At 67.4% G+C, this 24,137-nt stretch carries 25 protein-coding genes; 12 read left to right on the top strand and 13 right to left on the bottom strand.

Annotation, left to right across the window (positions count from 1 at the left end):
* Positions 1-6 precede the first annotated feature (6 nt).
* The 3 genes from ACSQ89_RS07810 to ACSQ89_RS07820 are packed head-to-tail and all read right to left on the bottom strand — an operon-like array spanning position 7 to position 2,264.
* Positions 7-810: a BPSS1780 family membrane protein gene (locus ACSQ89_RS07810; RefSeq protein WP_093106366.1), complete on the bottom strand. Its 804-nt coding sequence runs from the start codon at positions 808-810 to the stop codon at positions 7-9.
* A 26-nt stretch (positions 811-836) separates the two neighbouring features.
* Positions 837-1,895, bottom strand: coding sequence for a homoserine kinase (locus tag ACSQ89_RS07815; protein ID WP_093106363.1), 1,059 nt, complete (start codon positions 1,893-1,895; stop codon positions 837-839).
* 9 nt (positions 1,896-1,904) lie between these two features.
* On the bottom strand, positions 1,905-2,264 hold the full coding sequence (locus tag ACSQ89_RS07820; RefSeq protein ID WP_093106361.1) for a hypothetical protein: 360 nt from the start codon (positions 2,262-2,264) through the stop codon (positions 1,905-1,907).
* Positions 2,265-2,361: 97 nt separating this feature from the next.
* On the opposite strand from ACSQ89_RS07820, the gene polA reads away from it, so the two are divergent.
* The 3 genes from polA to ACSQ89_RS07835 are packed head-to-tail and all read left to right on the top strand — an operon-like array spanning position 2,362 to position 7,391.
* On the top strand, positions 2,362-5,154 hold the full coding sequence (gene polA, locus ACSQ89_RS07825; protein ID WP_436292644.1) for a DNA polymerase I: 2,793 nt from the start codon (positions 2,362-2,364) through the stop codon (positions 5,152-5,154).
* Between the two features lie 25 nt (positions 5,155-5,179).
* Entirely contained in the window at positions 5,180-6,466 is a 1,287-nt protein-coding gene (locus ACSQ89_RS07830; RefSeq protein ID WP_436292645.1) for a M20/M25/M40 family metallo-hydrolase, read from the top strand.
* 22 nt (positions 6,467-6,488) lie between these two features.
* Positions 6,489-7,391: a LysR family transcriptional regulator gene (locus ACSQ89_RS07835; RefSeq protein WP_093106353.1), complete on the top strand. Its 903-nt coding sequence runs from the start codon at positions 6,489-6,491 to the stop codon at positions 7,389-7,391.
* On the opposite strand, the gene ACSQ89_RS07840 is transcribed toward ACSQ89_RS07835, so the two are convergent.
* Positions 7,388-8,596 (bottom strand): D-amino acid dehydrogenase, encoded by a 1,209-nt coding sequence (locus ACSQ89_RS07840; protein WP_436292646.1) that lies wholly within the window; start codon positions 8,594-8,596, stop codon positions 7,388-7,390. The genes ACSQ89_RS07835 and ACSQ89_RS07840 overlap by 4 nt on opposite strands.
* A 224-nt stretch (positions 8,597-8,820) precedes the next feature.
* Here ACSQ89_RS07840 and ACSQ89_RS07845 point away from each other — a divergent pair, with 224 nt between their 5' ends.
* The 5 genes from ACSQ89_RS07845 (at position 8,821) to ACSQ89_RS07865 (ending at position 12,640) form a co-directional block, all read left to right on the top strand.
* The gene (locus ACSQ89_RS07845) at positions 8,821-9,705 is read left to right on the top strand and encodes a transporter substrate-binding domain-containing protein (RefSeq protein WP_093106348.1); all 885 of its coding nucleotides are present in this window, start codon (positions 8,821-8,823) and stop codon (positions 9,703-9,705) included.
* A gap of 129 nt (positions 9,706-9,834) precedes the next feature.
* Positions 9,835-10,743, top strand: coding sequence for a dienelactone hydrolase family protein (locus ACSQ89_RS07850; RefSeq protein WP_436296154.1), 909 nt, complete (start codon positions 9,835-9,837; stop codon positions 10,741-10,743).
* 72 nt (positions 10,744-10,815) lie between these two features.
* Complete coding sequence (locus ACSQ89_RS07855; RefSeq protein WP_436292648.1) at positions 10,816-11,703, top strand: ZIP family metal transporter; 888 nt, start codon at positions 10,816-10,818, stop codon at positions 11,701-11,703.
* 129 nt (positions 11,704-11,832) lie between these two features.
* A complete protein-coding gene (locus tag ACSQ89_RS07860) occupies positions 11,833-12,069 on the top strand; it encodes a hypothetical protein (RefSeq protein ID WP_093106340.1) in 237 nt (78 codons plus the stop codon).
* A gap of 22 nt (positions 12,070-12,091) precedes the next feature.
* On the top strand, positions 12,092-12,640 hold the full coding sequence (locus tag ACSQ89_RS07865; RefSeq protein ID WP_093106338.1) for a DUF421 domain-containing protein: 549 nt from the start codon (positions 12,092-12,094) through the stop codon (positions 12,638-12,640).
* Positions 12,641-12,655: 15 nt separating this feature from the next.
* On the opposite strand, the gene ACSQ89_RS07870 is transcribed toward ACSQ89_RS07865, so the two are convergent.
* The 9 genes from ACSQ89_RS07870 to ACSQ89_RS07910 form a co-directional block, all read right to left on the bottom strand.
* Positions 12,656-12,865, bottom strand: coding sequence for a dodecin (locus tag ACSQ89_RS07870; RefSeq protein WP_093106336.1), 210 nt, complete (start codon positions 12,863-12,865; stop codon positions 12,656-12,658).
* Between the two features lie 66 nt (positions 12,866-12,931).
* Positions 12,932-13,414, bottom strand: coding sequence for a hemerythrin domain-containing protein (locus tag ACSQ89_RS07875; RefSeq protein WP_093106333.1), 483 nt, complete (start codon positions 13,412-13,414; stop codon positions 12,932-12,934).
* A 163-nt stretch (positions 13,415-13,577) separates the two neighbouring features.
* Entirely contained in the window at positions 13,578-14,183 is a 606-nt protein-coding gene (locus ACSQ89_RS07880; protein ID WP_436292649.1) for a DUF3299 domain-containing protein, read from the bottom strand.
* A 2-nt stretch (positions 14,184-14,185) separates the two neighbouring features.
* Positions 14,186-15,448, bottom strand: a complete 1,263-nt coding sequence (locus ACSQ89_RS07885; protein ID WP_436292650.1) for an ABC transporter permease — start codon at positions 15,446-15,448, stop codon at positions 14,186-14,188.
* Positions 15,445-16,152 carry an ABC transporter ATP-binding protein gene (locus ACSQ89_RS07890; RefSeq protein ID WP_093106325.1) on the bottom strand — a complete coding sequence of 236 codons (708 nt, stop codon included), beginning with the start codon at positions 16,150-16,152 and terminating at the stop codon, positions 15,445-15,447. Before ACSQ89_RS07890 ends, ACSQ89_RS07885 begins: the two co-directional genes overlap by 4 nt.
* On the bottom strand, positions 16,149-16,703 hold the full coding sequence (locus ACSQ89_RS07895) for a DUF2796 domain-containing protein (protein WP_436292651.1): 555 nt from the start codon (positions 16,701-16,703) through the stop codon (positions 16,149-16,151). Before ACSQ89_RS07895 ends, ACSQ89_RS07890 begins: the two co-directional genes overlap by 4 nt.
* Positions 16,700-17,611, bottom strand: coding sequence for a sulfurtransferase (locus tag ACSQ89_RS07900; protein WP_436292652.1), 912 nt, complete (start codon positions 17,609-17,611; stop codon positions 16,700-16,702). Before ACSQ89_RS07900 ends, ACSQ89_RS07895 begins: the two co-directional genes overlap by 4 nt.
* 10 nt (positions 17,612-17,621) lie before the next feature.
* On the bottom strand, positions 17,622-18,554 hold the full coding sequence (locus ACSQ89_RS07905) for a DMT family transporter (RefSeq protein WP_436292653.1): 933 nt from the start codon (positions 18,552-18,554) through the stop codon (positions 17,622-17,624).
* 9 nt (positions 18,555-18,563) lie between these two features.
* Positions 18,564-19,700 carry an aromatic ring-hydroxylating oxygenase subunit alpha gene (locus ACSQ89_RS07910; protein ID WP_436292654.1) on the bottom strand — a complete coding sequence of 379 codons (1,137 nt, stop codon included), beginning with the start codon at positions 19,698-19,700 and terminating at the stop codon, positions 18,564-18,566.
* A gap of 182 nt (positions 19,701-19,882) precedes the next feature.
* Between ACSQ89_RS07910 and xseB the strand changes: the two genes are divergently transcribed.
* From xseB to ACSQ89_RS07930, 4 genes are all read left to right on the top strand, one after another.
* Positions 19,883-20,149: an exodeoxyribonuclease VII small subunit gene (xseB, locus tag ACSQ89_RS07915; protein ID WP_093106838.1), complete on the top strand. Its 267-nt coding sequence runs from the start codon at positions 19,883-19,885 to the stop codon at positions 20,147-20,149.
* A complete protein-coding gene (locus ACSQ89_RS07920) occupies positions 20,146-21,063 on the top strand; it encodes a polyprenyl synthetase family protein (protein ID WP_093106315.1) in 918 nt (305 codons plus the stop codon). The genes xseB and ACSQ89_RS07920 overlap by 4 nt, the downstream gene beginning before the upstream one ends.
* A 15-nt stretch (positions 21,064-21,078) precedes the next feature.
* Entirely contained in the window at positions 21,079-22,962 is a 1,884-nt protein-coding gene (gene dxs / locus ACSQ89_RS07925) for a 1-deoxy-D-xylulose-5-phosphate synthase (protein WP_436292655.1), read from the top strand.
* Positions 22,963-23,051: 89 nt separating this feature from the next.
* Positions 23,052-24,131 (top strand): TRAP transporter substrate-binding protein, encoded by a 1,080-nt coding sequence (locus ACSQ89_RS07930; protein ID WP_436292656.1) that lies wholly within the window; start codon positions 23,052-23,054, stop codon positions 24,129-24,131.
* Positions 24,132-24,137: the final 6 nt, after the last annotated feature.

Here is a 24,137-nt window from a genome sequence, read left to right on the forward strand (position 1 = left end):
AGACTGCTAATCAGCCCGGAAGCTGTCCCGGAAGGTGAACCAGGTCGAGCTCAGCGACATCGCCGCCAGAACCAGCGCGCTGCCGATCATCAGCGCGCCGCCGATGGCCGAGGCGCCGTCGCCCATGCCGATCGCGCCGACGCCCACCAGCACCGTGGCCACGAGGCCGATGCCGATGCCCGCAGCGAGGAACACGCCGAACCACGACAGGCAGAACATCGCATAGGCGCCGAAGTTGCGGAACAGCGCGACCAGGCTGAAGAACAGACTCTTCACCGGCTCGACCTGGTGCCAATGCACGAGTGCCGGCGCGTGCCACATCGCGAGCGACAGCGGCAGATTGAGGACCATGACGAACAGGCGCGCGGTCTGGAAGTCACTGCTTGCGATCACCTCGGGCGTGAGCGTTTCGTCCAGCAGGTAGGCGCGCGCCAGCTGGCCGCCGTCGATCAGGGCCGAAACCCCCACGGCGGCGACGAAATAGACCGCCGAAATGATGCCCAGCACGACCATTCGCCGCCATTCGGCACGCACGGCGCCCACTGCGGCGATGAACATGGCCGGGGCGGCCGGCTTCTGGGTGTCGTTGGCATACGCGACCGAGGTGGCGACCATCAGTCCGAGCGTCATGAAGGGCAGCAGGATCGGTGCCAGCACGCTGCCGAGGAAGGGCAGTTGCGAAGCGATCGAGATCGCCGCCATGAACAGGAAGAACAGCGAGATGAAGGCGAGCGGCTGCCGCCAGAAGGTCTTGAGTCCGAGGCGGACCCATTCGGCGCCGGTGCGCGCCGGCACGAGGTTCAGTTTCATGGGATTAGGGCCCGTACACAGGCCCCTCAGGCGGCCAGCGGCTCGGCAGTCGGACGCGTGCCTTCGAAAGAGGAGAACAGTGCCGCCGGCGCACGGACGCGTTCGCGCAGCACACGCTCGAAATGGGTCGGGTCATGGGCCTTGAGCATGCTCGCTTCCCGTGGCAGGTGGAAGTCCCACAGCCGCGAAATCCAGAAGCGCAGCGCCGCGGCGCGCAGCATGGCGGGCAGCAGGGCGCGCTCGGCTCCGGTCAGCGGCCGCACGCTGCCGTAGGCAGCCAGCAGGGCGTCGGCATGGGCCGCATCGTGGCGGCCGCTCTGCAGGTCGATGGCCCAGTCGTTCAGGCACACGGCGAGGTCGAACAGCCAGCTGTCGGTGCCGGCGAAATAGAAGTCGAACACGCCGGTCAGGCGCGGCGTCTCGCTTTCGGTGTCGAACATCGCGTTGTCGCGGAACAGGTCGGCATGCACCGGCCCGCGCGGCAGGGCCGCGTAGGCCGAGGATTGGGCGACGTGGTTCTGGTACGCGAGTTCGCTTTGCAGCAACGCGGCTTGCGGAGCGTCGAGGTAGGGCAGGACCACCGGCGCGGTGTCGTTCCACCAGGGCAGGCCGCGCAGGTTGGGCTGCATGCGCGGAAAGTCGCGACCCGCAAAATGCATGCGCGCCAGCAGGCGGCCCAGCTCGGCGCAATGCGCGGCCGTCGGTGCCAGCTCGCTCTTTCCCTGCAGCCGCTGCACCAGAGCCGCCGGCTTGCCGGCCACTTTGTGCAGGAACTCGCAGGGCGCATTGGCGGGGATGGAAAGCGCGTGGCCGTCGGGCGGCGCCACGGCCGGGTCGGCCACCGGCTCCGGCACCGGAATGCCGCGCGCCGCCAGATGCTTCATCAGGCAGAGGTAGTAAGGCAGTTGTTCGGCGCCCAGGCGCTCGAACAGCGTCAGGACGAACTCGCCCGACGCGGTGCTCGCGAAGTAATTGGTGTTCTCGATGCCGCCCTCGATGCCTCTGAGCGAGGCGAGCGGGCCCAGGCCGAGGCGCTGCACCAGCGCATCGGCTTCGTCGAACCCGACTTCAGTGAAGACCGCCACCGCCCGGGCTCAGAACTTGAGCACGTTCCAGACCCGCGGGCCGTTGCCGCCGGTGCCGGTTTCGGACTGGCCCTGGCGGTCGCGCCCGCCGTAGTTCGGCAACACCTCGTAGGAGGGCACGTTGGCCTTCGGCGTCACCGTGATGCTCTGGGTCTGTCCGCCGTAGCGCACTTCGTCGACCGCGGCGCCGCTGTCTTCGACGTGGATGTGCTCGATCTTCTGGTTCTGGCGCGGCGATGCTGCCTGTTCCTGGCCCTGCGGGGCGCCGGGCGGCGGCGCGCTTTGGGCGTGAACGGCGGCCAGCGGTGCGGCGCAGGCCAGGGCGGCCGTCAGGGCGCCGCGAACGAGCAGAAGGGTTGGGGAGGACATGATGAGGATTGTAGGCGCCGGCCTCGCGGCAGGTGTCAGCCGGCGGCGATCTTCGCCGTCGTGCGGAAGCCCGAGCGCGGCACGGCAAAATGCTCCGATGACCGACAAGAAAACGTTGCTGCTCGTCGATGGTTCGAGCTACCTCTACCGCGCCTTCCACGCGATGCCCGATTTGCGCGCCGTGCCGGGCGATGCCGGCAGCCCGGCCACGGGCGCCATCCGCGGAATGATCAACATGATGCAGGCGCTGCGCCGCGAGGTGCGGGCCGACTACGCAGCGTGCGTGTTCGACGCGCCGGGAAAGACCTTTCGCGACGACTGGTATCCGCAATACAAGGCGAACCGCTCGCCGATGCCCGACGACCTGCGCAGTCAGGTCGAGCCGATCCACCAGGTGGTCAAGCTGCTCGGCTGGCCGGTGCTGTGCGTGCCCGACATCGAGGCCGACGACGTGATCGGCACCCTGGCCCGCACCGCGGCCAACCAGGGCATCGAGGTGATCGTCTCCAGCGGCGACAAGGACCTGAGCCAGCTGGTCGACGAGCACGTCACCATCATCGACACCATGAACGGCAAGAAGCGCGACGTGGCGGGCGTGACGGCCGAATTCGGCGTGCCGCCGACCCTGATGATCGACTACCAGACCCTGGTGGGCGACAGCGTCGACAACGTGCCCGGCGTGGAGAAGGTCGGCCCGAAGACTGCCGCCAAATGGCTGCTCGAATACGGCTCGCTCGATGCGCTGATCGCCCGCGCCGGCGAGGTGAAGGGCCAGGCCGGCGAGAACCTGCGCAAGGCGCTCGACTGGCTTCCGCAAGGTAAGCGCCTCGTGACCATCCGTACCGACTGCGAGCTCGATGGCCACGTGAGCGGCCTGCCTTCGCTGGCCGGCATCGCCATCGGCCCCCAGCAGATCGACGAGCTGAAGGGCTTCTACGAGAAGTACGGTTTCAAGAGCCTGGTGAAGACGCTGGAAGCGCACGAGGTCTCGCCCGAGCTGATCGAGGAGAACAAGAAGAAAAAAGGCCCCGAAGGCGGCACCGGCCTGTTCGACGAACCGGGCTTCGAGGCCGCGGCGAAGGCCACCAACCTGGCCTACGACACGGTCATGAACTGGGAGGCCTTCGACGCCTGGCTCGCGAAGCTCCAGGCGGCCGAGTTGGTCGCGATCGACACTGAAACCAACTCGCTCGACGAGATGCGCGCCGAGATCGTCGGCATCAGCTTCAGCGTGAAGCCCGGCGAGGCGGCCTATATTCCGGTGGCCCACAACTACCCCGATGCGCCGGCCCAGCTGCCGCGCGACGAGGTGCTCGCGAAGCTCAAGCCCTGGCTCGAGGACGGCACGAAGAAGAAGCTCGGGCAGCACGTCAAGTACGACCGCCACGTGTTCGCCAACCACGGCATCGAGGTGCAGGGCTACGCGCACGACACCATGCTGCAGAGCTACGTGCTCGAAGTGCACAAGCCGCACGGCCTGGCCAGCCTGGCCGAGCGGCACCTGGGCCGCACTGGCATCGACTACGAAGACCTCTGCGGCAAGGGCGCGCACCAGATCCCGTTCAGCCAGGTTTCGATCGAGAAGGCCGCCGAGTACTCGTGCGAAGACTCCGACCAGACGCTGGACGTGCACCTCGCGCTGTGGCCCAAGCTCGAGGCCGACGAGAAGCTGCGCTACATCTACGAGCTGGAGATGGCGTCCAGCGAAGCGCTCTACCGTGTCGAGCGCAACGGCGTGCTGATCGACGCACCCACGCTGGCCGCGCAGAGCAACGAGCTCGGCAAGCGGATCATGGCGCTGGAGCAGGAGGCCTACGAGCTTGCGGGCCAGCCCTTCAACCTCGGTTCGCCCAAGCAGATCGGCGAGGTCTTCTTCACCAAGCTGGGTCTGCCGGTGGTCAAGAAGACGCCGAGCGGCGCACCGAGCACCGACGAAGAGGTGCTCGAAAAACTGGCCGAAGACTTCCCGCTGCCGGCCAAGATCCTGGAGCACCGCGGCCTCTCGAAGCTCAAGGGCACCTACACCGACAAGCTCGGGCAACTGGCGAACCCGCGCTCGGGCCGCGTCCACACGCACTATGCGCAGGCGGTCGCGGTGACCGGGCGGCTGTCGAGCAACGACCCCAACCTGCAGAACATCCCGATCCGCACCGCCGAGGGCCGCCGCGTGCGCGAGGCCTTCGTGGCGCCTGCCGGCAGCGTGATCGCGAGCTCCGACTATTCGCAGATCGAGCTGCGCATCATGGCTCACATCAGTGGCGACGAGTCGCTCTTGCGCGCCTTCACCGAAGGCATCGACGTGCACCGCGCGACCGCGGCCGAAGTCTTCGGCGTGGCGGTGGAGCAGGTTTCGAGCGAGCAGCGCCGCTATGCGAAGGTCATCAACTTCGGGCTGATCTACGGCATGAGCAGCTTCGGCCTCGCGCGCAATCTGGGCATCGAGACCAAGGCCGCGGCCTCCTACATCGACCGCTATTTCGCGCGTTATCCCGGCGTGAAGATCTACATGGACGAGACCAAGGCGCTGGCCAAGCAGAAGGGCTATGTCGAGACTGTGTTCGGCCGCCGCCTTTATCTGCCCGAGATCAATTCGCCCAACGGCCCGCGGCGCGGCGGGGCGGAGCGCGCGGCGATCAACGCGCCGATGCAGGGCACCGCGGCCGACCTGATCAAGCTCAGCATGGTGAAGGTGCAGGAGGTGCTCGATGCCGAAAAGCGCCGCACGAAGATGATCATGCAGGTGCACGACGAACTGGTGTTCGAAGTGCCCGAAGACGAAGTCGAGTGGGTCCGCACCGAGATCCCGCGACTCATGGCCGGCGTGGCGGAGCTCAAGGTCCCGTTGCTGGCCGAAATCGGCTTTGGTCCCAACTGGGACAAGGCGCATTGACGAACGACAACCCAAGGAAAGAAGAATGAAACTCCCGCGTCATCTGCATGCCTTCGTCATCGGCACCGTCTGTGCCGCTTGGTTCGGTGTCGCCTCGGCCGCACCCGACGAGCGCATCGCCGCGCTGGCGGCCAAGGAAAAACCCGCTCTGCTCGAAACGCTGAAGCAGCTGGTCTCGATCGAGTCCGGCAGCCGCGACCTCGAAGGCCTGGACAAGATCGCCAACCTGATCGCCGACAAGTTCAAGGCGCTCGGCGGCCAGGTCGAGCTGATCGACCCGACGGCCGATGCCTACCGCATGGAAGACACGCCCGAGAAGATTGGCAAGGTCGTGCGCGCCACCTGGAAGGGCACCGGCAGCAAGAAGATCATGCTGATCGCGCACATGGACACGGTCTACCAGATCGGCATGCTCGCCAAGCAGCCCTTCCGCATCGAAGGCGACAAGGCCTACGGCCTCGGCATTGCCGACGACAAGCAGGGCGTGGCAGTCATCACGCACACCGTCGCCCTGCTCAAGGCGCTGGACTTCAAGGAGTACGGCACGCTCACCGTGCTGATCAATGGCGACGAGGAGATCAGCTCGCCCGGTTCGCGCAACCTCATCACCCGATTGGGCGGCGAGCACGACGTGGTGATGTCCTACGAAGGCGCCTCCGTCAAGGAAGACAAGCTCTCGCTCGCCACCGCGGGCATCGCCTCGGTCTCGCTCAACGTCACGGGCAAGGCTTCGCACGCGGGCTCGGCGCCCGAGCTCGGCGTGAACGCGCTCTACGAGCTCTCGCACCAGATCCTGCAGATGCGTGACCTGTCCGACCCGGCCACCGGCCTCAAGATGAACTGGACCATCTCCAAGTCGGGCAGCAACCGCAACGTGATCCCGGCCGCGGCCAGCGCCGGTGCCGACGTGCGCGTGCTGAAGGTCGGCGACTACGACCGCATCGAAAAGCAGGTGCAGGAGCGCGTGAAGAAGCAGCTCATTCCCGAAGCCAAGGTCGAGATGAAGTTCGAGCGCCGCCGCCCGCCGCTGGAGGCCACCGACGCCTCGCGTGGGCTGGCCGGCCATGCGCAGCAGGTCTACAAGGAGCTCGGCCGCGAGCTGGGCGCCGACGACAAGGTGGCCGGCGGCGGCACCGATGCCGCCTTCGCCGCGCTGAAGACGAAGGCGCCGGTGGTCGAGCGCTTCGGCCTGCAGGGCTTCGGCGCGCACTCGGCCGATGCCGAATACGTGCTGATCGATTCGATCGAGCCGCGGCTCTACCTCGCGGCACGCATGATCATGGACATCTCGCGCGGCAAGGTCGACCACTAACGGCCGGCTATTGCGTCCCGCGATGCGCCTGCGCCATATCGAAGTCTTCAACGCCATCATGCTCACCGGCAGCGTGAGCGCGGCGGCGCGGCTCATCAACATCACGCAGCCGGCGGTCAGCCGCACGCTGCAGCATGCCGAGATCCAGCTCGGCTTCTCGCTCTTCCAGCGCGCCAAGGGGCGGCTCACGCCGACCACCGAGGCGCTGGCGCTCTATCCGCACATCGAGCGCCTGTTCGCGCAGCTCGACGAGGTACAGCGGCTGGCCGCCAACCTGCGCAGCGCCAGCGACGTGGGCGAGCTGCGCATCCTCACCGTGCTCGCGCTCAGCTACGAGGTGCTGCCGCGCGCGCTCAAGAGCTTCCGCCAGAAGCACCCAGGCATCGCCGTCACGGTGGAGTCGCTGCATTCGCCGCAGATCATGTCGGCCCTGCTGCTGCAGGAGGCCGACGTGGGCTTCGCCTTCAGTCCCGCGGTCCATCCCTCGCTCACGCAGGAGACGCTGGCAGACAGCCGCATGGTGTGCATCGCGCCCAAGGGCATGCTGCCGCGCGCGCTGGTGCGCAACGGCTCGGCGGCGCTGCACGACCTGGTGAACCTGCCGGTGGTCGGCCTGGACAGCCGCGATCCCGTCGGCACCAGCCTGAGCCAGGCCTGCCGGCAGGCCGGCGTGGGCTTCCAGCAGGCGGTGGTCACGGTGCAGACCTACCACGCGGCGCTGGCGATGGCGCACCACGGGCTCGGGGTCGCGCTGGTCGACGGCTGCACGGCGAACTCGGCCGATCGCACCAAGGTCGACGTGCTGACGCTGGAGCCGCACATCCCGGTGCCGATTCGCGCGCTGCGCTTTGCCGGCAAGCCCGACTCGGTGGCGGTGCGCGGCATCACGCGCTGCATGCGCGAGGCGATCGAAGGAATGGCTTAGACGAGGCTTTGCGCGACGCGCTGCGCCGAACCGAAAGCCAGCGTGAAGCCCAGCGCCCCGTGCCCGGTGTTGAACAGCATGTTGGACGGGGCGCCTGCCAGGCGGCCGATGATCGGAACGCCGGTCGGCGTGGCCGGGCGCATGCCGGTCCAGGGATGCAGTACCTCGAAGCGGCTCGCCTGCGGGAACACGGCGCGCGTCGCCTCGGCCAGCGTCTCGATGCGCGTGGCGGGGATGCTCGCATTGTGCCCCACGAGCTCGGCCATGCCAGCCACCCGCAGGCGCGACCCGATGCGCGCGAACACCACCTTGCGTGCGCTGTCGGTCACGCTCACCCGCGGCGCGGCGCCGGGCGCCGGATCGACGTCGACCGTGATGCTGTAGCCCTTGAGCGGGTAGACCGGCAGGTAGGCGCCCAACTGGCGCCCAAGCCGGTGCGATGCCGCGCCCAGTGCCATGACGAAGGCATCGGCTTCCACGTCGCCGGCGCCGGTCTGCACCGCGGTCACGCGGTCGTTGCGGACATCGAAGCCGCGCACTTCGCAATCGAGCACGAAGCGCACGCCGCGCACGCGCAGCGCGCGCTCGAGTGCGATGCAGATCTTGAGGCAGTCCGCGGCGCACTCGCTCGGCGTGTGGATGGCGCCGGCCATCCGGGCGCGGTAGCCGGCCAGCGCGGGCTCGATCGCGATGCACTCCTCGGGCGTGACGAGGCGCTGTTCGCTGCCCATCGCCTGCTGCAGTTCGAGTTGCCGGCGCGCGCCTTCGAGCGCGCCGGCGCTCGCGTAGAGCACCAGCTTGCCGGTGGCGGAGAAGTCGCAGTCGGGCGCCACGTCGGCCAGCATCTGCTCGAAGGCGCGGCGGCTCTCCGCGGCGAGCGCGAGCAGGCGCATCGTCGTGTCGCGCGAGGTCCGGGCGTTGCAGGCCGCCAGGAAGGCCAGGCCCCAGCGCCACTGCAGCGGGTCGAGCTGCGGCCGCAGCTTGAGCGGGGAGGAGGGCGAGAGCAGGAGCTTGGGCAGCTGCTTCCAGATCGAGGGATCGGCCAGCGGCTGCACATACGAATAGCTCAGCTGGGCGCCGTTGCCGCCGCTCGCACCGGCGCCCGGCGCGGCGCGATCGATCACGCTCACCTCGAAGCCCTGCCGGTTCAATTGCCAGGCCGTGGCCAGGCCCACGATGCCGGCACCCAGCACGCACACATGCATGACGCTCCTTCCTGTCGCTGCTTGTTGTTGGATGCGAGCGACTCTAGAGCCGCATCGTTCGAGCGTGAAATGCCAAAACCGCCGCGGGCCATAGCCAAAGCTCATGCCCTCCGGTGGCTGCCCATAACTTTTGGTCATGGCCATGGGCGCAAAAGGAATTGTGACCGGCGCATGAATCGTTCCTACACTCCGCAACACATTCCAAATCCACCGAAAGGGCTCGCATGAAACTTTCCGCATTGATGGCCGCCGTTCTGCTCACCGTTGCCGCGACGGGCGCGCAAGCCGCCGACACCCTGGCCAAGATCGCCGAGTCCGGCAAGATCACGCTGGCCTACCGCGAGTCTTCGGTGCCCTTCAGCTATCTCGACGGCCCGAACAAGCCGATCGGCTTCTCGGTCGAGCTGTCCAACGCGGTGGTCGAGGCGGTGAAGAAGAAGCTCAACAAGCCGAACCTGCAGGTGGCGCTGATGCCGGTGACCTCGCAGAACCGGATCCCGCTGATCCAGAACGGCACCATCGACCTGGAGTGCGGCTCGACCACCAACAACAGCGCGCGCGGCAAGGACGTGTCCTTCGCCATCAACCACTTCTACACCGGCACGCGCCTGCTGACGAAGAAGTCGTCCAAGATCAAGAACTACGCCGACCTCGCGAAGAAGACGGTGGCCAGCACCACCGGCACCACCAACGCGCTGGTCATGCGCAAGTACAACACCGAGAAGAGTCTCGACATGGACATCGTGCTCGGCAAGGACCATGCCGACGCTTTCCTGCTGGTCGAGAGCGACCGCGCGGTGGCTTTCGCGATGGACGACATCCTGCTCTTCGGCCTGATCGCCAACGCCAAGAACCCGGCCGAATTCGAAGTGGTCGGCGATGCGCTGCAGGTCGAGCCCTACGCCTGCATGCTGCCCAAGGACGACGCGGCCTTCAAGAAGGTGGTGGACGACACCATCGTCGGCCTCATGAAGAGCGGCGAGTTCGAGAAGATGTACAACAAGTGGTTCATGTCGCCGATCGCGCCGAAGAACGCGCCGCTCAACCTGCCGATGAGCCCGCAGCTGCGCGACAACATCAAAACTCCGAGCGACAAGCCAGCGACCTGACGGGTTGACGCGCGCCTCCGGCGGAGCACGCAACCTCGCGGGCGCATTCTCCGCTCTGATCGCCTACATTGCGGCGTGCGCTTCGCAGCTGCGCCTTCTTTGTCCGTCGATCAACTGGAGTAATACGACATGCCTCAATTCGATACGGGTTCCGAGCTGAAAGCCGAATTCGATTCGCTTCGCCCCGGCGAAAGCACGGAACAGGGCGCCACGCGCCGCACTGCGCTGAAAGCTGCGATCGGCGTCGGCTACGCGGCCGCCACGCTGCCCATCGCTGCGCAGACCGCGATCAAGACTCCGGCCGACGGCCTCAAGGCCGGCCCCATCAAGTACAACGTCAACGGCTTCGACGTACCGGGCTATGCGGCTGCACCGGCCGGCAAGACCGGTCTGCCGGTGGTGCTCGTGATCCAGGAGATCTTCGGCGTGCACGAGTACATCGCCGACACCTGCCGGCGCTTCGCCAAGGCCGGCTACCTGGCGATCGCGCCCGAGCTTTATGCGCGGCAGGGCGACCCGAGGACCTACACCGACATTCCGAAGTTGCAGGCCGAGGTGGTCAGCAAGGTGCCCGATGCCCAGGTCATGGCCGACCTCGACGGCGCGCTGAAATACGCGGCCGCCAACGGCGGCGACGTGGACGAGGCCGCGATCACCGGCTTCTGCTGGGGCGGCCGCATCGTCTGGCTCTATGCAGCCACCGGCAAGGTCAAGGCCGGCGTGGCCTGGTACGGCCGCCTGGTCGGCCAGCCCAGCGAACTCACGCCCAGGCATCCGATCGACATCGCCGCCACCCTCAAGGCGCCGGTGCTCGGCCTCTATGGCGGCAAGGACCAGGGCATCCCCCTTGACACGGTTGATAAGATGAAAGCGGCTCTGGCAACCGGCACTCCGGCGGCCAAGGCCTCCCAGTTCGTCGTGTACCCCGAAGCGGGCCATGCCTTCCATGCCGACTACCGGCCGAGCTACGTTGCCGGCCCTGCCGAAGACGGCTGGAAGCGCACCCTGGCCTGGTTCCAAGCCAACGGTGTCGCCTAGAGAGCGGCATTCGCCAGCCGCTTTCCACCGAAAGCCGTCCGATGGGCGGCTTTTATTTTTTATGAAGCAGTCATGAACCTGTTAGCCATCATCGCCGCGACCCTGGTCGCCGGCATCGGAAGTGTCTGGATCGCCGCGCTGCTGCTGCGCGTGGGCGTGAAGAGCGGCGGCGGCGTGAATCCGCAGCATCTGCTGAGCCTGGCCGCCGGCGCGCTGCTGGCCACCGCTTTCATGCATCTCCTGCCCGAGGCTTTCGAGAGCCGCATCGAGCCCGGCCTGCTGTTCGGCGTGCTGCTGTTCGGCCTGGTCTTCTTCTTCCTGCTCGACAAGGCCGAGCTGTGGCACCACGGCCACGAGCATCACCACGATGGTGAGGCCCGCGAAGCGTACGGGCATGACCACCACGATCGACACGACCATGCGCACGCCCATTCGGATCCTCATGGCCACACTTCCAAGGGTGGCGGCTGGGCCGTGCTCACCGGCGACAGCGTGCACTGCTTCGGTGACGGCATCCTGATCGCGTCGGCCTTCATCGCCGACCTGCGCCTGGGCCTGGTGGCGGCGCTCGCGGTGCTGGCGCACGAGGTGCCGCACCACATCGGCGATTTGGTCGTGCTGCGCCAGAGTTCGCCCAATCCGCGCGCCGCGCTGATCAAGGTCTCGCTCGCCGGCACCATGACCGCGCTGGGCGGGCTGGCCGGCTGGTGGCTGGTCGATCGGCTGCACGGCTGGCTGCCGTACTTCCTGGTGCTGGCCTCCAGCAGCTTCGTCTACGTCGCGCTGGCCGACCTGATCCCGCAACTGCAGAAGCGCCTGGCCGCGCGCCAGACCGCCTTGCAGATCGCCTGGCTCGCGGTCGGCATCCTGCTGGTCATGGGGGTGAGCCGGCTGGCCCACGGCGACCACGAACACACCGATCCGGCGCACGCGCACGAAGAGCACGGCCGCAAGCACTGAAGGCGCAGATGGGGCGCTCTCCGACACACCGGCCTGCGCCGTAGGTCCACACTCGGGGCTGTTCAACGCGACCGAGGAGGCTCACACTTGGGGGCTGCCCAACGCGATCCATCAGTCAAGGAGCCGATCATGACCAGCGCCGATCCCCCGCTGCGTTCCGCTGTTACAAGCGACAACCCGACGGACGACGAACTCGACGACGAGCTGCCCGAAGACGAGGCCGAGGCCGAGGAAGAAGAAGAGGCCGAAGCTGCTGACGAGTTGTCGGAGGAGACCGGCATCGATCTGACCGACGCCAGCGAACTCGATGCCGACAACGTGCCGGCCGACGAGGAGTTCGACCGCGTGATGCAAGCGCCGGATTGAAACTCCAGGTCGAGGTCGGCGCATGGACGGTGAATTGGCCGAGCTGTTCGCCTTCCACATACCGGTGTGGGAGATCATCCTGCGCGGCAGCGCGATCTACTGGTTCCTGCTGCTGCTGTTCCGCTTCATCCTGCGGCGCGATGCCGGATCGCTGGGCATCGCCGATCTGCTGTTCGTCGTGCTCATCGCCGACGCATCGAGCAACGCGATGCAGGGCGAATACCGCTCGATCGCCGAGGGCTTCGTACTGCTCGCCACGCTGGCGGCCTGGAACTACATGCTCGACTGGGCCAGCTACCGCAGCAAAGCGATCAAGCGCCTGATGGAGCCGCCGCCCGAACCGCTGATCCGCGACGGCAAGATGGTCTGGAAGGCGCTCAAGCGCAACCTGATCACCGAGGACGAACTGAAGTCCAAGCTGCGCGAAAAGGGGATCGAAGCGATGGACGCCATCCGGCTCGCCTACCTCGAAAGCGACGGCCAGATCAGCGTGCTCGAGCGCGCCGGGCCTCAGAGCGGCGCTGGCAAGCAGCACGACCAGCCTGCGCCGCGGCGTCCGGGCGCAGGCTGAGCCGCGCGCGGGCTTTCAGTCTTCGAGCGTGAAGCCCACCTTCAGCGTCACCTGCCAGTGCGCCACCTTGCCGTCCTGCACATGGCCGCGGGTCTCGGTGACCTCGAACCACTGGATGTTGCGCACCGACTCGCTGGCCTTCGAGATCGCGCGCAGCACGGCGTCGTCGCTGCTCGTGGGCGAGGAGCCGGTGAGTTCGAGGAGTTTGTAGACGTGGTTGGACATGGAGCGCTCCTTGACGATGGAACAGGGGCGATGCCGCGGATGGCACCGGCCTGTCCATCATAGGCTTCAGGCCATCGCTTCCTGGTGCTGCATCAGCTCCTCCTTGCGCGCCGCCAGCTGCTCCTTCAGCGCGACCAGATCCATCTTGGACTTGCGCGCCTTGTCGAAGATCTGTTCGCGCTCTTCCTTCACATGGTGATCGATGTATTCGCCGAGCACGATCACCTTGGCATCGAACAGCGCCTCCTCGGGGCCCATGGATTCGATCTGCGCGATCAGTTCCTTGGCCGTCGAATGCTCCACGGTGGCTTCGTCGAGCAGCGCATCGTCGTGGATGGCGGCGCGCGCCGCCGGGTAGAAGATCTCTTCCTCGATCTGCGCATGCACGCTCAGCTCGCGGCAGATCTGGTCGGCCAAGGCCTCGCGCTGATCGGCGGGCGCCTTGGCTTCGGCCAGCTTGCTGAATTCCTGGAACAGTTTTTTCACGGCGATGTGGTCCGCGTCCAGTAGATCGACGGCGTCGTTCTTCTTGGGAGGTGCTTTGCTCATGATGCTGATTCCTTTGGTGGGATGTCGTGGGTGGATTTCGTGGGCGGCGCAGCCGCGTGCCTGCGCCAGGGGCCACACTAGAAATCGCACCGTGCCGACCCTGTGAGGGTCTGCATGACATGCGCGTAGGACGAACGCGATCCCCGCGCGACAGCGCTGGCAGCTACTTGGCGCCGCCCGTGTACTTGGTCACGCTCTCGGCCGTGACGTGATAGCCGCTCACGCCCATCATCGAGTCGTTGCGCAGGGTCTGCAGCTTGCCGGTGACCCACACCGTGTCCATGGCGCGGAACTTCGCACCCTGGCGCGGGCGCACGTGCAGGATCTGATTGGCCGGCGGCGGCGGCGTGTGGATGCAGGCGCCGAAGTAGGGCACCAGCAGGAACTCGGTGACCTCACCCTTGTTTTCCTCGAGCGGCACGATGAAGCCCGGGATCTTCACCTCGACGCCGTTCATCGCCGGATTGGTCGGCGCGTTGTTCGAGACCTCCTGCATCTTCAGCAGCAGGTCGTTGGCGCGCGGATCGCCGTCTTCGAGCTTGCTCAGGTCCATGCCCTTGAATTCCTTCATCGGGTCCCAGTCCTTGGGCACCAGCTCTTCCCACGAGATGAGCCGGGGCTGGCCCGCCGCGGGCTTGGCGGCAGCGGCCTTGCCGCCGATCGGATTGGTCGGCGAGGTCGCCTGCGGCGCGGGGTCGGCCGCGAAGGCCGCGGTTGCAGCGGCGGTGCACAGGGCCATGAGCAGGGGGCGCAGCATCGTCTTCTTCATCTTCAAATCCTCGGGGAGAGTCCATCGGCCAGCGAGAGTCTGTAGGCGCGCACGCCCGGCAGCAGGCTGGCCAGCCAGCCGGCTGCGAGCAGGCTGGCGAGCAGTATCCATTCGTTCAGTGTAGGTTCGCTGAGGCGAAGCGCGAGGCCGAACTGGGCCTGCAGCCATGGCGCGAGCAGGGCGATGCCGAGCACCGCCAAGACCACGCCGATCGCCACGCCCAGCAGCGTGACCAGTGCGCCTTCGAGCGCCAGCAGCGCCAGCACGTGGCGCAGGCTGGCACCTACCGCGCGCAGCACCGCGAGCTCGCGGCGGCGTTCGTTGAGGCCGGCCATCACCACCGACACCAGGCCGGCGAGGCTGACCAGCGCGACCAGCGCCGACATCAGCAGGAGTGCGTTCTCGCCGATGCCGACCACGCTCCAGAGCTCGTCGAGCGCCACGCCCGGCAGGATGGCCATCAGCGCTTCGGCGGGGTAGGTCGAGACCCAGCGCTGCACGCCGAACACCGCCGCGCGGTTCTTGAGGCCGACCAGCACTGCGGTCACGTTCTTGGGCGTGAGATCGAACTTGCGCACCTGCTCGGCCGGAATCCGAACGCCCGGCAGCGGCGCGCCGCCGGCCCATTCGAGATGGATGGCTTCCATCGCCGGCAGGCCGATGTGCACCGTGCGGTCGACCGGCGTGCCGGTGCGCGCCAGCACGCCCACCACCGTGAAGGGCTTGTCCGCGTGCTCGGCCACGTTGAGCTCGCCGCTGCCGTGCGCGAGCGTGATCTTCTGGCCCACGTGGTAGCCCAGCCGGTCGGCCACCTCGGCGCCGACGACCGCATCGAAGAGCTCGGCTAGGGCCGTGCCTTCGCGCAGCTGCAGCGGCCGGCGCTCGCCGTAGCGGAAGTGCTGGAAGTACTCGGGCGTGGTCGCGAGCACCGCAAAGCCGCGGTGCGAATCCCCGAGCGAGAGCGGCAGGACCCAGTCCACGCCCGGGTGCTGGGCCAGCGCCTGCACGCTCTTCCACTGCATGTTGTTGGTGGCGGCGCCGATGCGGAACACCGAGTAGAGCAGGAGCTGCGAAGACCCCGTGCGCGCGCCCACGATCAGGTCGGTGCCCGAGACGGAGGACGAGAAGTTCTCGCGCAGCTCGGTGCGGATGCGTTCGACGCCGAGCAGCAGGAAGGTCGACAGCGCGATCGACAGCACCGTGAGCGCGAGCGTGAAGCGGCGGTTCCAGGCGCTCTTCCAGGCGATGCCGAACAAGGCCTTCATGCAGCGGCTCCCACGGCCGCGGCGCGATTGATATCGGGCAAGAGGATGTGGCGGCCGAAGCGCGCCGCGATGCGCTGGTCATGGCTCACGAACACCAATGCGCTGTGACTGGCCTGGCAGGCCGCGACCAGCACGTCGAGAAAAGCCTCGCGCCGGTCTTCGTCCAGCGCCGAGGTCGGCTCGTCGGCGATCACGACCTCCGGCTGGCCGATCAGCGCGCGCGCCGCCGCCACGCGCTGCTGCTGGCCCACCGAGAGCAGCATGGCCTGGCGCTGCCACAGGCTGGCGTCCAGACCCATCCGTTCCAGAAGCTGCTGTGCCTGCACCCGCGCCGAACCCGCGCGCGAGGCCTGCGCCATGCGGCGGGCCGAGAAGCGGCAAGGCAGGAGCACGTTGTCGAGCACGCTGAGGTAGGGCAGCAGGTTGAACTGCTGGAAGATGTAGCCCACATGCGCAACCCGGTTGCGGTCGCGCGCGCTGCCCGAGAGCGCGGCCCAGTCGCGGCCCAGCAGCGTGACGCGGCCTGCACCGGCCACCAGCACGCCGGCCAGCAACGACAGCAGCGTGCTCTTGCCGCAGCCGCTGGGACCGTGCAGGAACACGGCCTCGCCGGCCGCGATCTCGAGCCGCTCGATGTCGACGCAGGGTGCGCCGGCGCCGGGCCAGGCGAAGCGCAGCGACTCGACGCTGAGAACCGGAGTCACTTGCCCCAGGCCAGCCGTGAATTCGGTCGTTTCAGCGTGCGCTTGAACTGGCCTTCGCGTGAAACGATCTGGGCATCGATCTGGCGCATGCCCTTGAAGGCGGTGAACAGGCCGATGTCGATGAATTTCGCCGCTGCCGCATTGGTGCAGTTGAAGGCAAAGGTGCCGTCCAGGTCGGCATGGCCTTCGGCGGCGCCGGTGCCGGCCTCGGCCTTGCCCAGGCCCAGCGCCGTCGATTGCAGTGCGATCGGGCCGAGCTTGCAGTTGGCTGCCGGATCGATCTTGAACAGTTGGTCGGCCGCGCGCAACTGGGCGACCGCAGCCTCCGCGGTCTTCTTCTCGGCATCGGTCTTCGGCGCATGCTCGAAGCCGACGAAATTCTCGAGCGGCGACTCCATCGCAATCACGATCGCCGGCCCGTCGATCGCGACGTCGAGCTTGACCTGGCCGTGCACATGCGCGCGTTGCTGTGTCTGCGCCATGGTGGCCCAGGGCGCCGCCGCGAGCAGGGACGCCAGCGCGAGACCGGAAAAAGCGCGTTGGAAATTCATGCTTTCGCACCTTGCCGGGTCGGCAGCCCCGGCGTGTTGCTCCACTCGCTCCAGCTGCCGGCATAGAGCGCGGTCGGCCCCAGCCCGGCGATCTGCATCGCGAGCAGGTTGGGCACGGCGCTCACGCCGCTGCCGCAGTGATGGACGACCGTTGCGGGATCCCGCCCCGCCAGCAGCGCTTCGAACTCGGCGCGCAACTGGGCGGCCGGCTTGAACTTGCCGTCGGGACCGAGGTTTTCGGTGAAAGGCCGGTTCAGGGCCCCGGGGATGTGACCCGCGATCGGGTCCAGAGGTTCCACCTCGCCGCGATAACGTGCTGCGGCGCGCGCATCGATCAGCGTCTGGTCAGCTTTCTCGAGCCGCGAGGCGACGGTCTGCGTGTCGGCGAGCGCGAGCAAGGGCGTGCCGGCGACGAAGTTCGACTGGAAGCGCGCCGGCTCTTCGCGGGCGGTCACTGCGCCGCCCGCCGCCTGCCAGGCCTGCAGCCCGCCGTCGAGCACGGCCACGGCCTCGTGCCCCATCCACTTGAGCATCCACCAGAGCCGGCCGCAGTAGTTGGCGCCGTTGCGGTCGTAGACCACGGCCTGCATGTTGTTGCCAAAGCCGACGCCGGACAGCCAGGCCGCGAACTTCTCGCGGCTGGGCAGCGGGTGGCGCCCGCCCGAGGCCGGCGGGCCCTCGTCCGTCGTCACGATTACCACCTCGCCGCGCGCGCCGGGCAGGCCGTGCTTCGCGCTCAGGTCGGTGTCGAGATTGGCGTAGACCGCGCCGGGAATGTGGGCCGCGCGGTACTGCTCGCCGCCGGCTTCGGGCTTCATCAGGTCGAAGCTGCAGTCGAACACCATCAGCGGAGCGCCGCTGTCCTGCAGCGCCATGAGCTGGTCGACGGAAATCAGGGTCGTGTACATATGAGCTCCTTCAATGCTCTTCCGCAGGCGCCTTGGGCAGCGAGCGCTGGCGCAACACGGTGGCGGCGATGCCGCTCACGACAATCAATGCCATGCCGGCCCAGCCGGCCGCGTCGATGCGGTCGCCGAACAGCAGCACGCTGTAGATCGCCGCGAAGACGATGCCCGAATACTGCAGGTTCGCGACCACCAGCGTACCGCTTTCGGTCTTGGCACTGGAATAGGCGCGCGTCATGCAAAGCTGTCCCAGCGCCGCCAACACGCCCACCGGCACCAGCCACAGCGCATGGCGCCAGGTCCATGCGGCCCAGGGTGTGAAGCCGCCCAGCAGGGCGGCCAGCCCGCCCGCCACCGCGGAGCCGAGCGCGAAGTAGAACACCGTGCGCGCCTCGGGCTCGCCGGCCCGCGAGAGCGCCACCACCTGCATGTAGGCGAAGGCGGCGGTCAGCCCGGACAAGAGCCCTATGAGCCCCGCAAAACCCTGGTTGTCGCCCACCGTGGGCTTGAGCATCAGCACCACGCCGCCGAAGCCCGCGAGCACGGTGAGCACCAGCGGGCCCTGCAGCGGCGGCCGCGGTATGCGTCCGTCGCGGCCCGGTACCGGCACCCAGGCGAGCAGGGCGCCCCCGACCAGGAAGGCGGCGATCCAGACGCTGCTCATGTAGTTGAGCGTCATCGCGGTGGCGAGCGGCATGTGCGCGATCGCGTAGAACCAGGCGCCGAGCGAGAACACGCCGATCAAACTGCGCCATGCGTGCATGCCGGGGTAGCGCGTGGCCAGCGTGACGCCGCGGCTTCTCGCCAGCACCCAGAGGAAGACGATGCCGATCAGCCCGCGGTAAAGCACCAGCTCGGCGCTCGTGAACCAGGCCGAGGCGATCTTCACGCACACGCCCATGGTGGCGAAGATCAGTGCGCCCAGCACCATCCAGAGCGCCTGCATCGCGGGGTCTTAAGCCTTCATCTCGTGGCGGTACCACTCATGGAACTGCAGCATGCCGTCTTCCATCGGGCTCTGGTAGGGACCGCTCTCGTCGTCGCCGCGCTGCATCAGCGCGCGGCGGCCGGCGTCCATGCGCTCCGCGATCTCGTCGTCTTCCACGCAGGTCTCCATGTAGGCGGCCTGCTGCGCCTCGACGAACTCGCGCTCGAAGGCGACGATCTCCTCGGGATAGAAGAACTCGACCATGTTGAGCGTCTTCTGCGGGCCCACCGGATGCAGGGTCGAGACCGTGAGCACGTGCGGGTACCACTCGATCATCACGTGCGGGTAGTAGGTGAGCCAGATCGCGCCGTACTTGGGCGGCTTGCCCTCGCGGTACTTGAGCAGCTGCTCCTGCCACTTCTGATAGACCGGGCTGCCGGCGCGGCCGAGCCGGTTGGCGACGCCGACCGTCTGCACCGAGTAGTAGCGATTGAATTCCCAGCGCAGGTCGTCGCAGGTGACGAAGCTGCCGAGGCCCGGATGAAAGGGGCCGACATGGTAGTCCTCGAGATAGACCTCGATGAAGGTCTTCCAGTTGTAGTTGCACTCGTGCAGCTCGACGCGGTCGAGCGCATAGCCCTCGAAGTCGAGGTCGGCGCGCGGGCCGAGGCTCGCGAGTTCGGCCGCGATGTCGCGCTTCCTGCCCGTGGCGTTCTTCTCGAACAGGAGGCCGTTCCACTCGGTCAGCGGGTAGTTGTGCAGGTTGAGGCAGGGGTCCTGCTCGAAATGCGGTGCGCCGATCAGCTGGCCGGTGGTGCGCGGGTCGGCCGCCGCATAGGTCCAGCGGTGCAGCGGACAGACGATGTTGCCGCCGGTCTGGGCATCGAGCTCGCCGCGGCCCTGCAGAATCAGCGCCTGGCGGTGGCGGCACACGTTGGAAACCAGCTCCACGCCCTTGGGCGTGTGCACCAGCGCGCGGCCCTGCTGCTCCTGCGGCAGGGTGTGGTAGTTGCCCGGCTCGGGCACGGCGAGCCGGTGGCCGACGTAGCGCGGGCCGGCGGCGAAAAGCGTTTGCAGCTCGCGGGCATAGAGCGCCTCGTCGAAGTACGCGGAAACCGGGAGTTGGCTCGAAGCCTGCTGCAGTTGAAGACTTAAATCAGACATGGGTGACCTGACCAAGCTCCCCACAGGGAGAGAAAGAGAACGGAAGGCTGCCGTCGAAGAGGGGTGCGACGGCTCGGTGAAAAATGCCGGCGGGTGCCGGCTTGGGAGACCTGGGATTGTACCCGTGGGCATAGGTTCACGCCCCCCGCCCTAAAATGCCCGGTTTCATCCCCGATCGCCGCATGCCCAAGGTGCCTCCCATTTCTCCGCCGGCCCCGCCTGCCTCGCCCGACACCGGTGCACTGCCCGCAAGCTACGAAGCCGGGCTCCAGGAACTCGAACAGCTGGTGACCGAACTCGAATCGGGCCAGTTGCCGCTCGACCAGCTGCTCGGCAGCTACCAGCGCGGTGCGGTGCTGCTCGCGTTCTGCCGCGACAAGCTGCAGGCGGTCGAAGACCAGATCAAGGTGCTCGACGCGGGCGGCCTCAAGGTCTGGACCGGCGAATGACGGTCGCGGATGCCTTGCGCTGGGATGCCCGACGCCTTGCCGCGTGGAGCGATCCGCAGCTGGCGCGCGTCGAGGCCGCGCTGTCGCAATGGGTCGGCATCGACGCGCCGGTGCTGCTCGGCGACGCGATGCGCTATGCCGTGCTCGACGGCGGCAAGCGGCTGCGTCCCTTGCTGGTGTTCGCGGCCAGCGAGGCCGTCGGCGGCCAGGCCGAGGCCGCGCTGCGCGCTGCCTGCGCGGTCGAGCTGATCCATGCCTATTCGCTGGTGCACGACGACCTGCCGTGCATGGACAACGACGTGCTGCGCCGCGGCAAGCCGACCGTGCACGTGAAGTTCGGCGAAGCCGATGCACTCCTGGCCGGCGATGCCTTGCAGGCGCTAGCCTTCGAATTGCTCACGCCCGATGGCGACGGCATCGCGCCCGTGGTGCAGGCGACCCTGTGCCGCCTGTTGGCCCGTGCGGCCGGCAGCCAGGGCATGGCCGGCGGCCAAGCCATCGATCTCGCGAGCGTCGGCGTGGCGCTCGACGAGGCGCAGCTGCGCGAGATGCATCGGCTCAAGACCGGCGCCCTGCTGCAGGGCAGCGTCGAGATGGGCGCGGCTTGCGGCGGCACCATCGCGGCCGATGCGCTCGCGGCGCTGCGCGACTACGGTGCGGCCATCGGCCTCGCCTTCCAGGTGGTGGATGACATCCTCGACGTCGTCGCCGATTCGCAGACCCTGGGCAAGACCGCCGGCAAGGACGCCGCGAGCGACAAGCCCACCTACGTGTCCCTGCTCGGCCTCGACGGCGCGCGGGCCCAGGCCCGCGAACTGCTGGCCCAGGCGCTGGCCGCGCTCGATCGCAGCACGCTGGCCGATACCGGCGCGCTGCGCGCGCTGGCCCACATGGTCGTGGACCGCGACCGATAACAAAAAAGTCTCCCCATGGCTCCGTTGCTCCCCACGATCCACGATCCTTCCGTCCTGCGGCAGTTCGACCGCGCGCAGCTCAAGCAGCTGGCCGACGAAGTGCGCAGCTGCGTGCTCGACAACGTGTCGCGCACCGGCGGGCACCTGAGCTCCAACCTCGGCACGGTCGAGCTCACGGTCGCGCTGCACCATGTGTTCAACACGCCGCACGACCGGCTGGTGTGGGACGTGGGCCACCAGACCTATCCGCACAAGATCCTGACCGGCCGGCGCGAGCGCATGCCCACGCTGCGCCAGATCGGCGGCATCTCCGGCTTTCCGCAACGCACCGAGAGCGAGTACGACACCTTCGGCACCGCGCATTCGTCGACCAGCATCTCGGCCGCGCTCGGCATGGCGATGGCGGCCAAGCAGAAGGGCGAGGACCGCCACGCGGTCGCGATCATCGGCGACGGCGCGCTGACCGCCGGCATGGCCTTCGAGGCGCTCAACAACGCGGGGGTCTGCCACTGCAAGCTGCTGGTGATCCTGAACGACAACGACATGTCGATCAGCCCGCCGGTCGGCGCGCTCAACCGCTACCTCGCGCAGCTCATGAGCGGCAACTTCTACGCCGCGGCCAAGAACGTCGGCAAGACCGTGCTGCGCGCCGCGCCGCCGCTGTTCGAGCTGGCCAAGCGCTTCGAGCAGCATGCCAAGGGCATGGTGGTGCCGGCCACGCTGTTCGAGCAATTCGGCTTCAACTACGTCGGCCCGATCGACGGCCACGACATCGATTCGCTGGTGCCGACGCTCGAGAATCTCAAGCATCTCGAAGGCCCGCAGTTCCTGCACGTGGTCACCAAGAAGGGCCAGGGCTACAAGCTGGCCGAGGCCGATCCGGTGGCCTACCACGGGCCTTCCAAGTTCGATCCGGCGGTCGGCCTCGTCAAGCCCGCCACGGCGCCTAAGCAGACCTTCACGCAGGTCTTCGGCAGCTGGCTGTGCGACATGGCCGCGCAGGACGGCCGGCTGGTCGGCATCACGCCCGCGATGCGCGAGGGCTCGGGGCTGGTCGAGTTCGAGCAGCGCTTTCCCGAGCGCTACTACGACGTCGGCATCGCCGAGCAGCATGCGGTCACCTTCGCGGCCGGCCTGGCCTGCGAAGGGCTCAAGCCGGTGGTCGCGATCTATTCGACCTTCCTGCAGCGCGCCTACGACCAGCTGATCCACGACGTTGCGATCCAGAACCTGCCGGTGGTGTTCGCGCTCGACCGCGCCGGCCTGGTGGGTGCCGACGGCGCCACGCATGCGGGCGCCTACGACATCGCCTTCATCCGCTGCATTCCCAACATGAGCCTGGCCTGCCCGGCGGACGAGGCCGAGTGCCGGCAGCTGCTCTCCAGCGCCTTCGCGCAGAACCATCCGGTGGCGGTGCGCTATCCGCGCGGCGCTGGCGCCGGCGTCACGCCCGGTCTCACGCTCGACGCGCTGCCCTTCGGCAAGGGCGAAGTCCGCCGCGAAGGCAAGCGCATCGCCATCCTCGCTTTCGGCACCTTGCTCTATCCGGCGCTGAAGGCCGCAGAGGCGCTCGATGCCACGGTGCTCAACATGCGCTGGGCCAAGCCGCTCGACGTCGAGCTGCTGCTGCAGGTGGCCGGCACGCACGATGCCATCGTGACGATCGAGGAGGGTGCCGTCATGGGCGGCGCGGGCAGCGCCGTGCTGGAAGCCTTGCAGGCCGCGCAGGTGGACAAGCCCGTGCTGCAACTCGGCCTGCCCGATCGCTTCATCGAGCATGGCGACCCGGCCAAGCTGCTGGCCAGCATCGGCCTCGATGCGGCGGGCATCGAGCAATCGATCCGGCAGCGCTTCGGCGATGCGTCTGCCGCAGGGAAAACCCCCCCCGGCACGGTGTAAGCACTTTTTACAATCGCGCTCGACTCAACAAGTCAGCAACGCGGCCACAAGCCGCGTTCTCGTTTTTCAATGCACTCGGAGTGAATTCAATGGATCGTCGTTCCCTCATCAAAAACGCAGGCATCGCCGGCGTCCTCGCTGCCGGCATCGCGCCGGCAGTCCATGCGCAGGCCGCGGTTCGCTGGCGTCTGGCATCCAGCTTCCCGAAGTCGCTGGACACCATCTTCGGAACGGCCGAGACGTTCTCGAAAAAGGTGAGCGACATTACGGGCGGCAAGTTCCAGATCTCGGTGCATGCCAGTGGTGAGCTGATGCCGGCCTTGGGTGTGCTCGACGGCGTGCAGAACGCTTCGGTCGAGATGGCGCACACCGCGCCGTACTACTTCTACGGCAAGGACCCGACCTTCGCGTTGGGCTGTGCGGTGCCCTTCGGCATGAACACGCGCCAGATGAACGCATGGATGTACGAAGGCAACGGCCTGAAGCTGATGCGCGAGTTCTACGCCAAGTACAACGTCTTCAGTCTGCCGGGCGGCAATACGGGCGCGCAGATGGGCGGCTGGTTCCGCAAGGAAATCAAGTCGGTCGCCGACCTGAAGGGCTTGAAGTTCCGTACCAACCCGATCGCGGGCAAGGTGCTCGAGCCCTTCGGCATGATCCCGCAATCGATCCCGGGCGCCGACCTGTATCCCGCGCTCGAGAAGGGCACGATCGACGCGCTCGAGTGGGTCGGCCCGTACGACGATCAGAAGCTCGGCTTCAACAAGGTCGCGCCGTTCTACTACTACCCCGGCTGGTGGGAAGGCGGCCCGCAGCTGGACTTCTATATCAATAGCAAGGCATGGGAAGGCCTGCCGGCCGAATACAAGGCGGTGGTCGAGGTGGCTGCTGCGCATGCCCACGTCACGATGACGGCCAAGTACGATGCCAAGAACCCGATCGCGCTCAAGCAGCTGGTCGGTTCCGGCACCAAGCTGCGCCCCTTCACGCAGGACGTGATGAACGCAGCCTTCAAGTCGGCCCAGCAGATCTACGCGGACCTGAACAACAGCAACCCGGAGTGGAAGAAGGTCTACACCGACTACGCCAAGTTCCTGGCCGACCAGAATGCCTGGTTCCGCTTCACCGAAGGCACCTACGATCGCTTCATGCAGCAGCAGAAGCTCTGAGCGCGC

The sequence above is a fragment of the Variovorax sp. LjRoot175 genome (genome assembly GCF_964253805.1).
GTDB lineage: Bacteria > Pseudomonadota > Gammaproteobacteria > Burkholderiales > Burkholderiaceae_C > Variovorax.

Coding starts and splice junctions, on each gene's coding strand:
- ACSQ89_RS07810 (WP_093106366.1), bottom strand. CDS start 810: ATGAAACTGAACCTCGTGCCGGCGCGCACCGGCGCCGAATGGGTCCGC.
- ACSQ89_RS07820 (WP_093106361.1), bottom strand. CDS start 2,264: ATGTCCTCCCCAACCCTTCTGCTCGTTCGCGGCGCCCTGACGGCCGCC.
- polA (WP_436292644.1), top strand. CDS start 2,362: ATGACCGACAAGAAAACGTTGCTGCTCGTCGATGGTTCGAGCTACCTC.
- ACSQ89_RS07830 (WP_436292645.1), top strand. CDS start 5,180: ATGAAACTCCCGCGTCATCTGCATGCCTTCGTCATCGGCACCGTCTGT.
- ACSQ89_RS07835 (WP_093106353.1), top strand. CDS start 6,489: ATGCGCCTGCGCCATATCGAAGTCTTCAACGCCATCATGCTCACCGGC.
- ACSQ89_RS07840 (WP_436292646.1), bottom strand. CDS start 8,596: ATGCATGTGTGCGTGCTGGGTGCCGGCATCGTGGGCCTGGCCACGGCC.
- ACSQ89_RS07845 (WP_093106348.1), top strand. CDS start 8,821: ATGAAACTTTCCGCATTGATGGCCGCCGTTCTGCTCACCGTTGCCGCG.
- ACSQ89_RS07850 (WP_436296154.1), top strand. CDS start 9,835: ATGCCTCAATTCGATACGGGTTCCGAGCTGAAAGCCGAATTCGATTCG.
- ACSQ89_RS07855 (WP_436292648.1), top strand. CDS start 10,816: ATGAACCTGTTAGCCATCATCGCCGCGACCCTGGTCGCCGGCATCGGA.
- ACSQ89_RS07860 (WP_093106340.1), top strand. CDS start 11,833: ATGACCAGCGCCGATCCCCCGCTGCGTTCCGCTGTTACAAGCGACAAC.
- ACSQ89_RS07865 (WP_093106338.1), top strand. CDS start 12,092: ATGGACGGTGAATTGGCCGAGCTGTTCGCCTTCCACATACCGGTGTGG.
- ACSQ89_RS07870 (WP_093106336.1), bottom strand. CDS start 12,865: ATGTCCAACCACGTCTACAAACTCCTCGAACTCACCGGCTCCTCGCCC.
- ACSQ89_RS07875 (WP_093106333.1), bottom strand. CDS start 13,414: ATGAGCAAAGCACCTCCCAAGAAGAACGACGCCGTCGATCTACTGGAC.
- ACSQ89_RS07880 (WP_436292649.1), bottom strand. CDS start 14,183: ATGAAGAAGACGATGCTGCGCCCCCTGCTCATGGCCCTGTGCACCGCC.
- ACSQ89_RS07885 (WP_436292650.1), bottom strand. CDS start 15,448: ATGAAGGCCTTGTTCGGCATCGCCTGGAAGAGCGCCTGGAACCGCCGC.
- ACSQ89_RS07895 (WP_436292651.1), bottom strand. CDS start 16,703: ATGAATTTCCAACGCGCTTTTTCCGGTCTCGCGCTGGCGTCCCTGCTC.
- ACSQ89_RS07900 (WP_436292652.1), bottom strand. CDS start 17,611: ATGTACACGACCCTGATTTCCGTCGACCAGCTCATGGCGCTGCAGGAC.
- ACSQ89_RS07905 (WP_436292653.1), bottom strand. CDS start 18,554: ATGCAGGCGCTCTGGATGGTGCTGGGCGCACTGATCTTCGCCACCATG.
- ACSQ89_RS07910 (WP_436292654.1), bottom strand. CDS start 19,700: ATGTCTGATTTAAGTCTTCAACTGCAGCAGGCTTCGAGCCAACTCCCG.
- xseB (WP_093106838.1), top strand. CDS start 19,883: ATGCCCAAGGTGCCTCCCATTTCTCCGCCGGCCCCGCCTGCCTCGCCC.
- ACSQ89_RS07920 (WP_093106315.1), top strand. CDS start 20,146: ATGACGGTCGCGGATGCCTTGCGCTGGGATGCCCGACGCCTTGCCGCG.
- dxs (WP_436292655.1), top strand. CDS start 21,079: ATGGCTCCGTTGCTCCCCACGATCCACGATCCTTCCGTCCTGCGGCAG.
- ACSQ89_RS07930 (WP_436292656.1), top strand. CDS start 23,052: ATGGATCGTCGTTCCCTCATCAAAAACGCAGGCATCGCCGGCGTCCTC.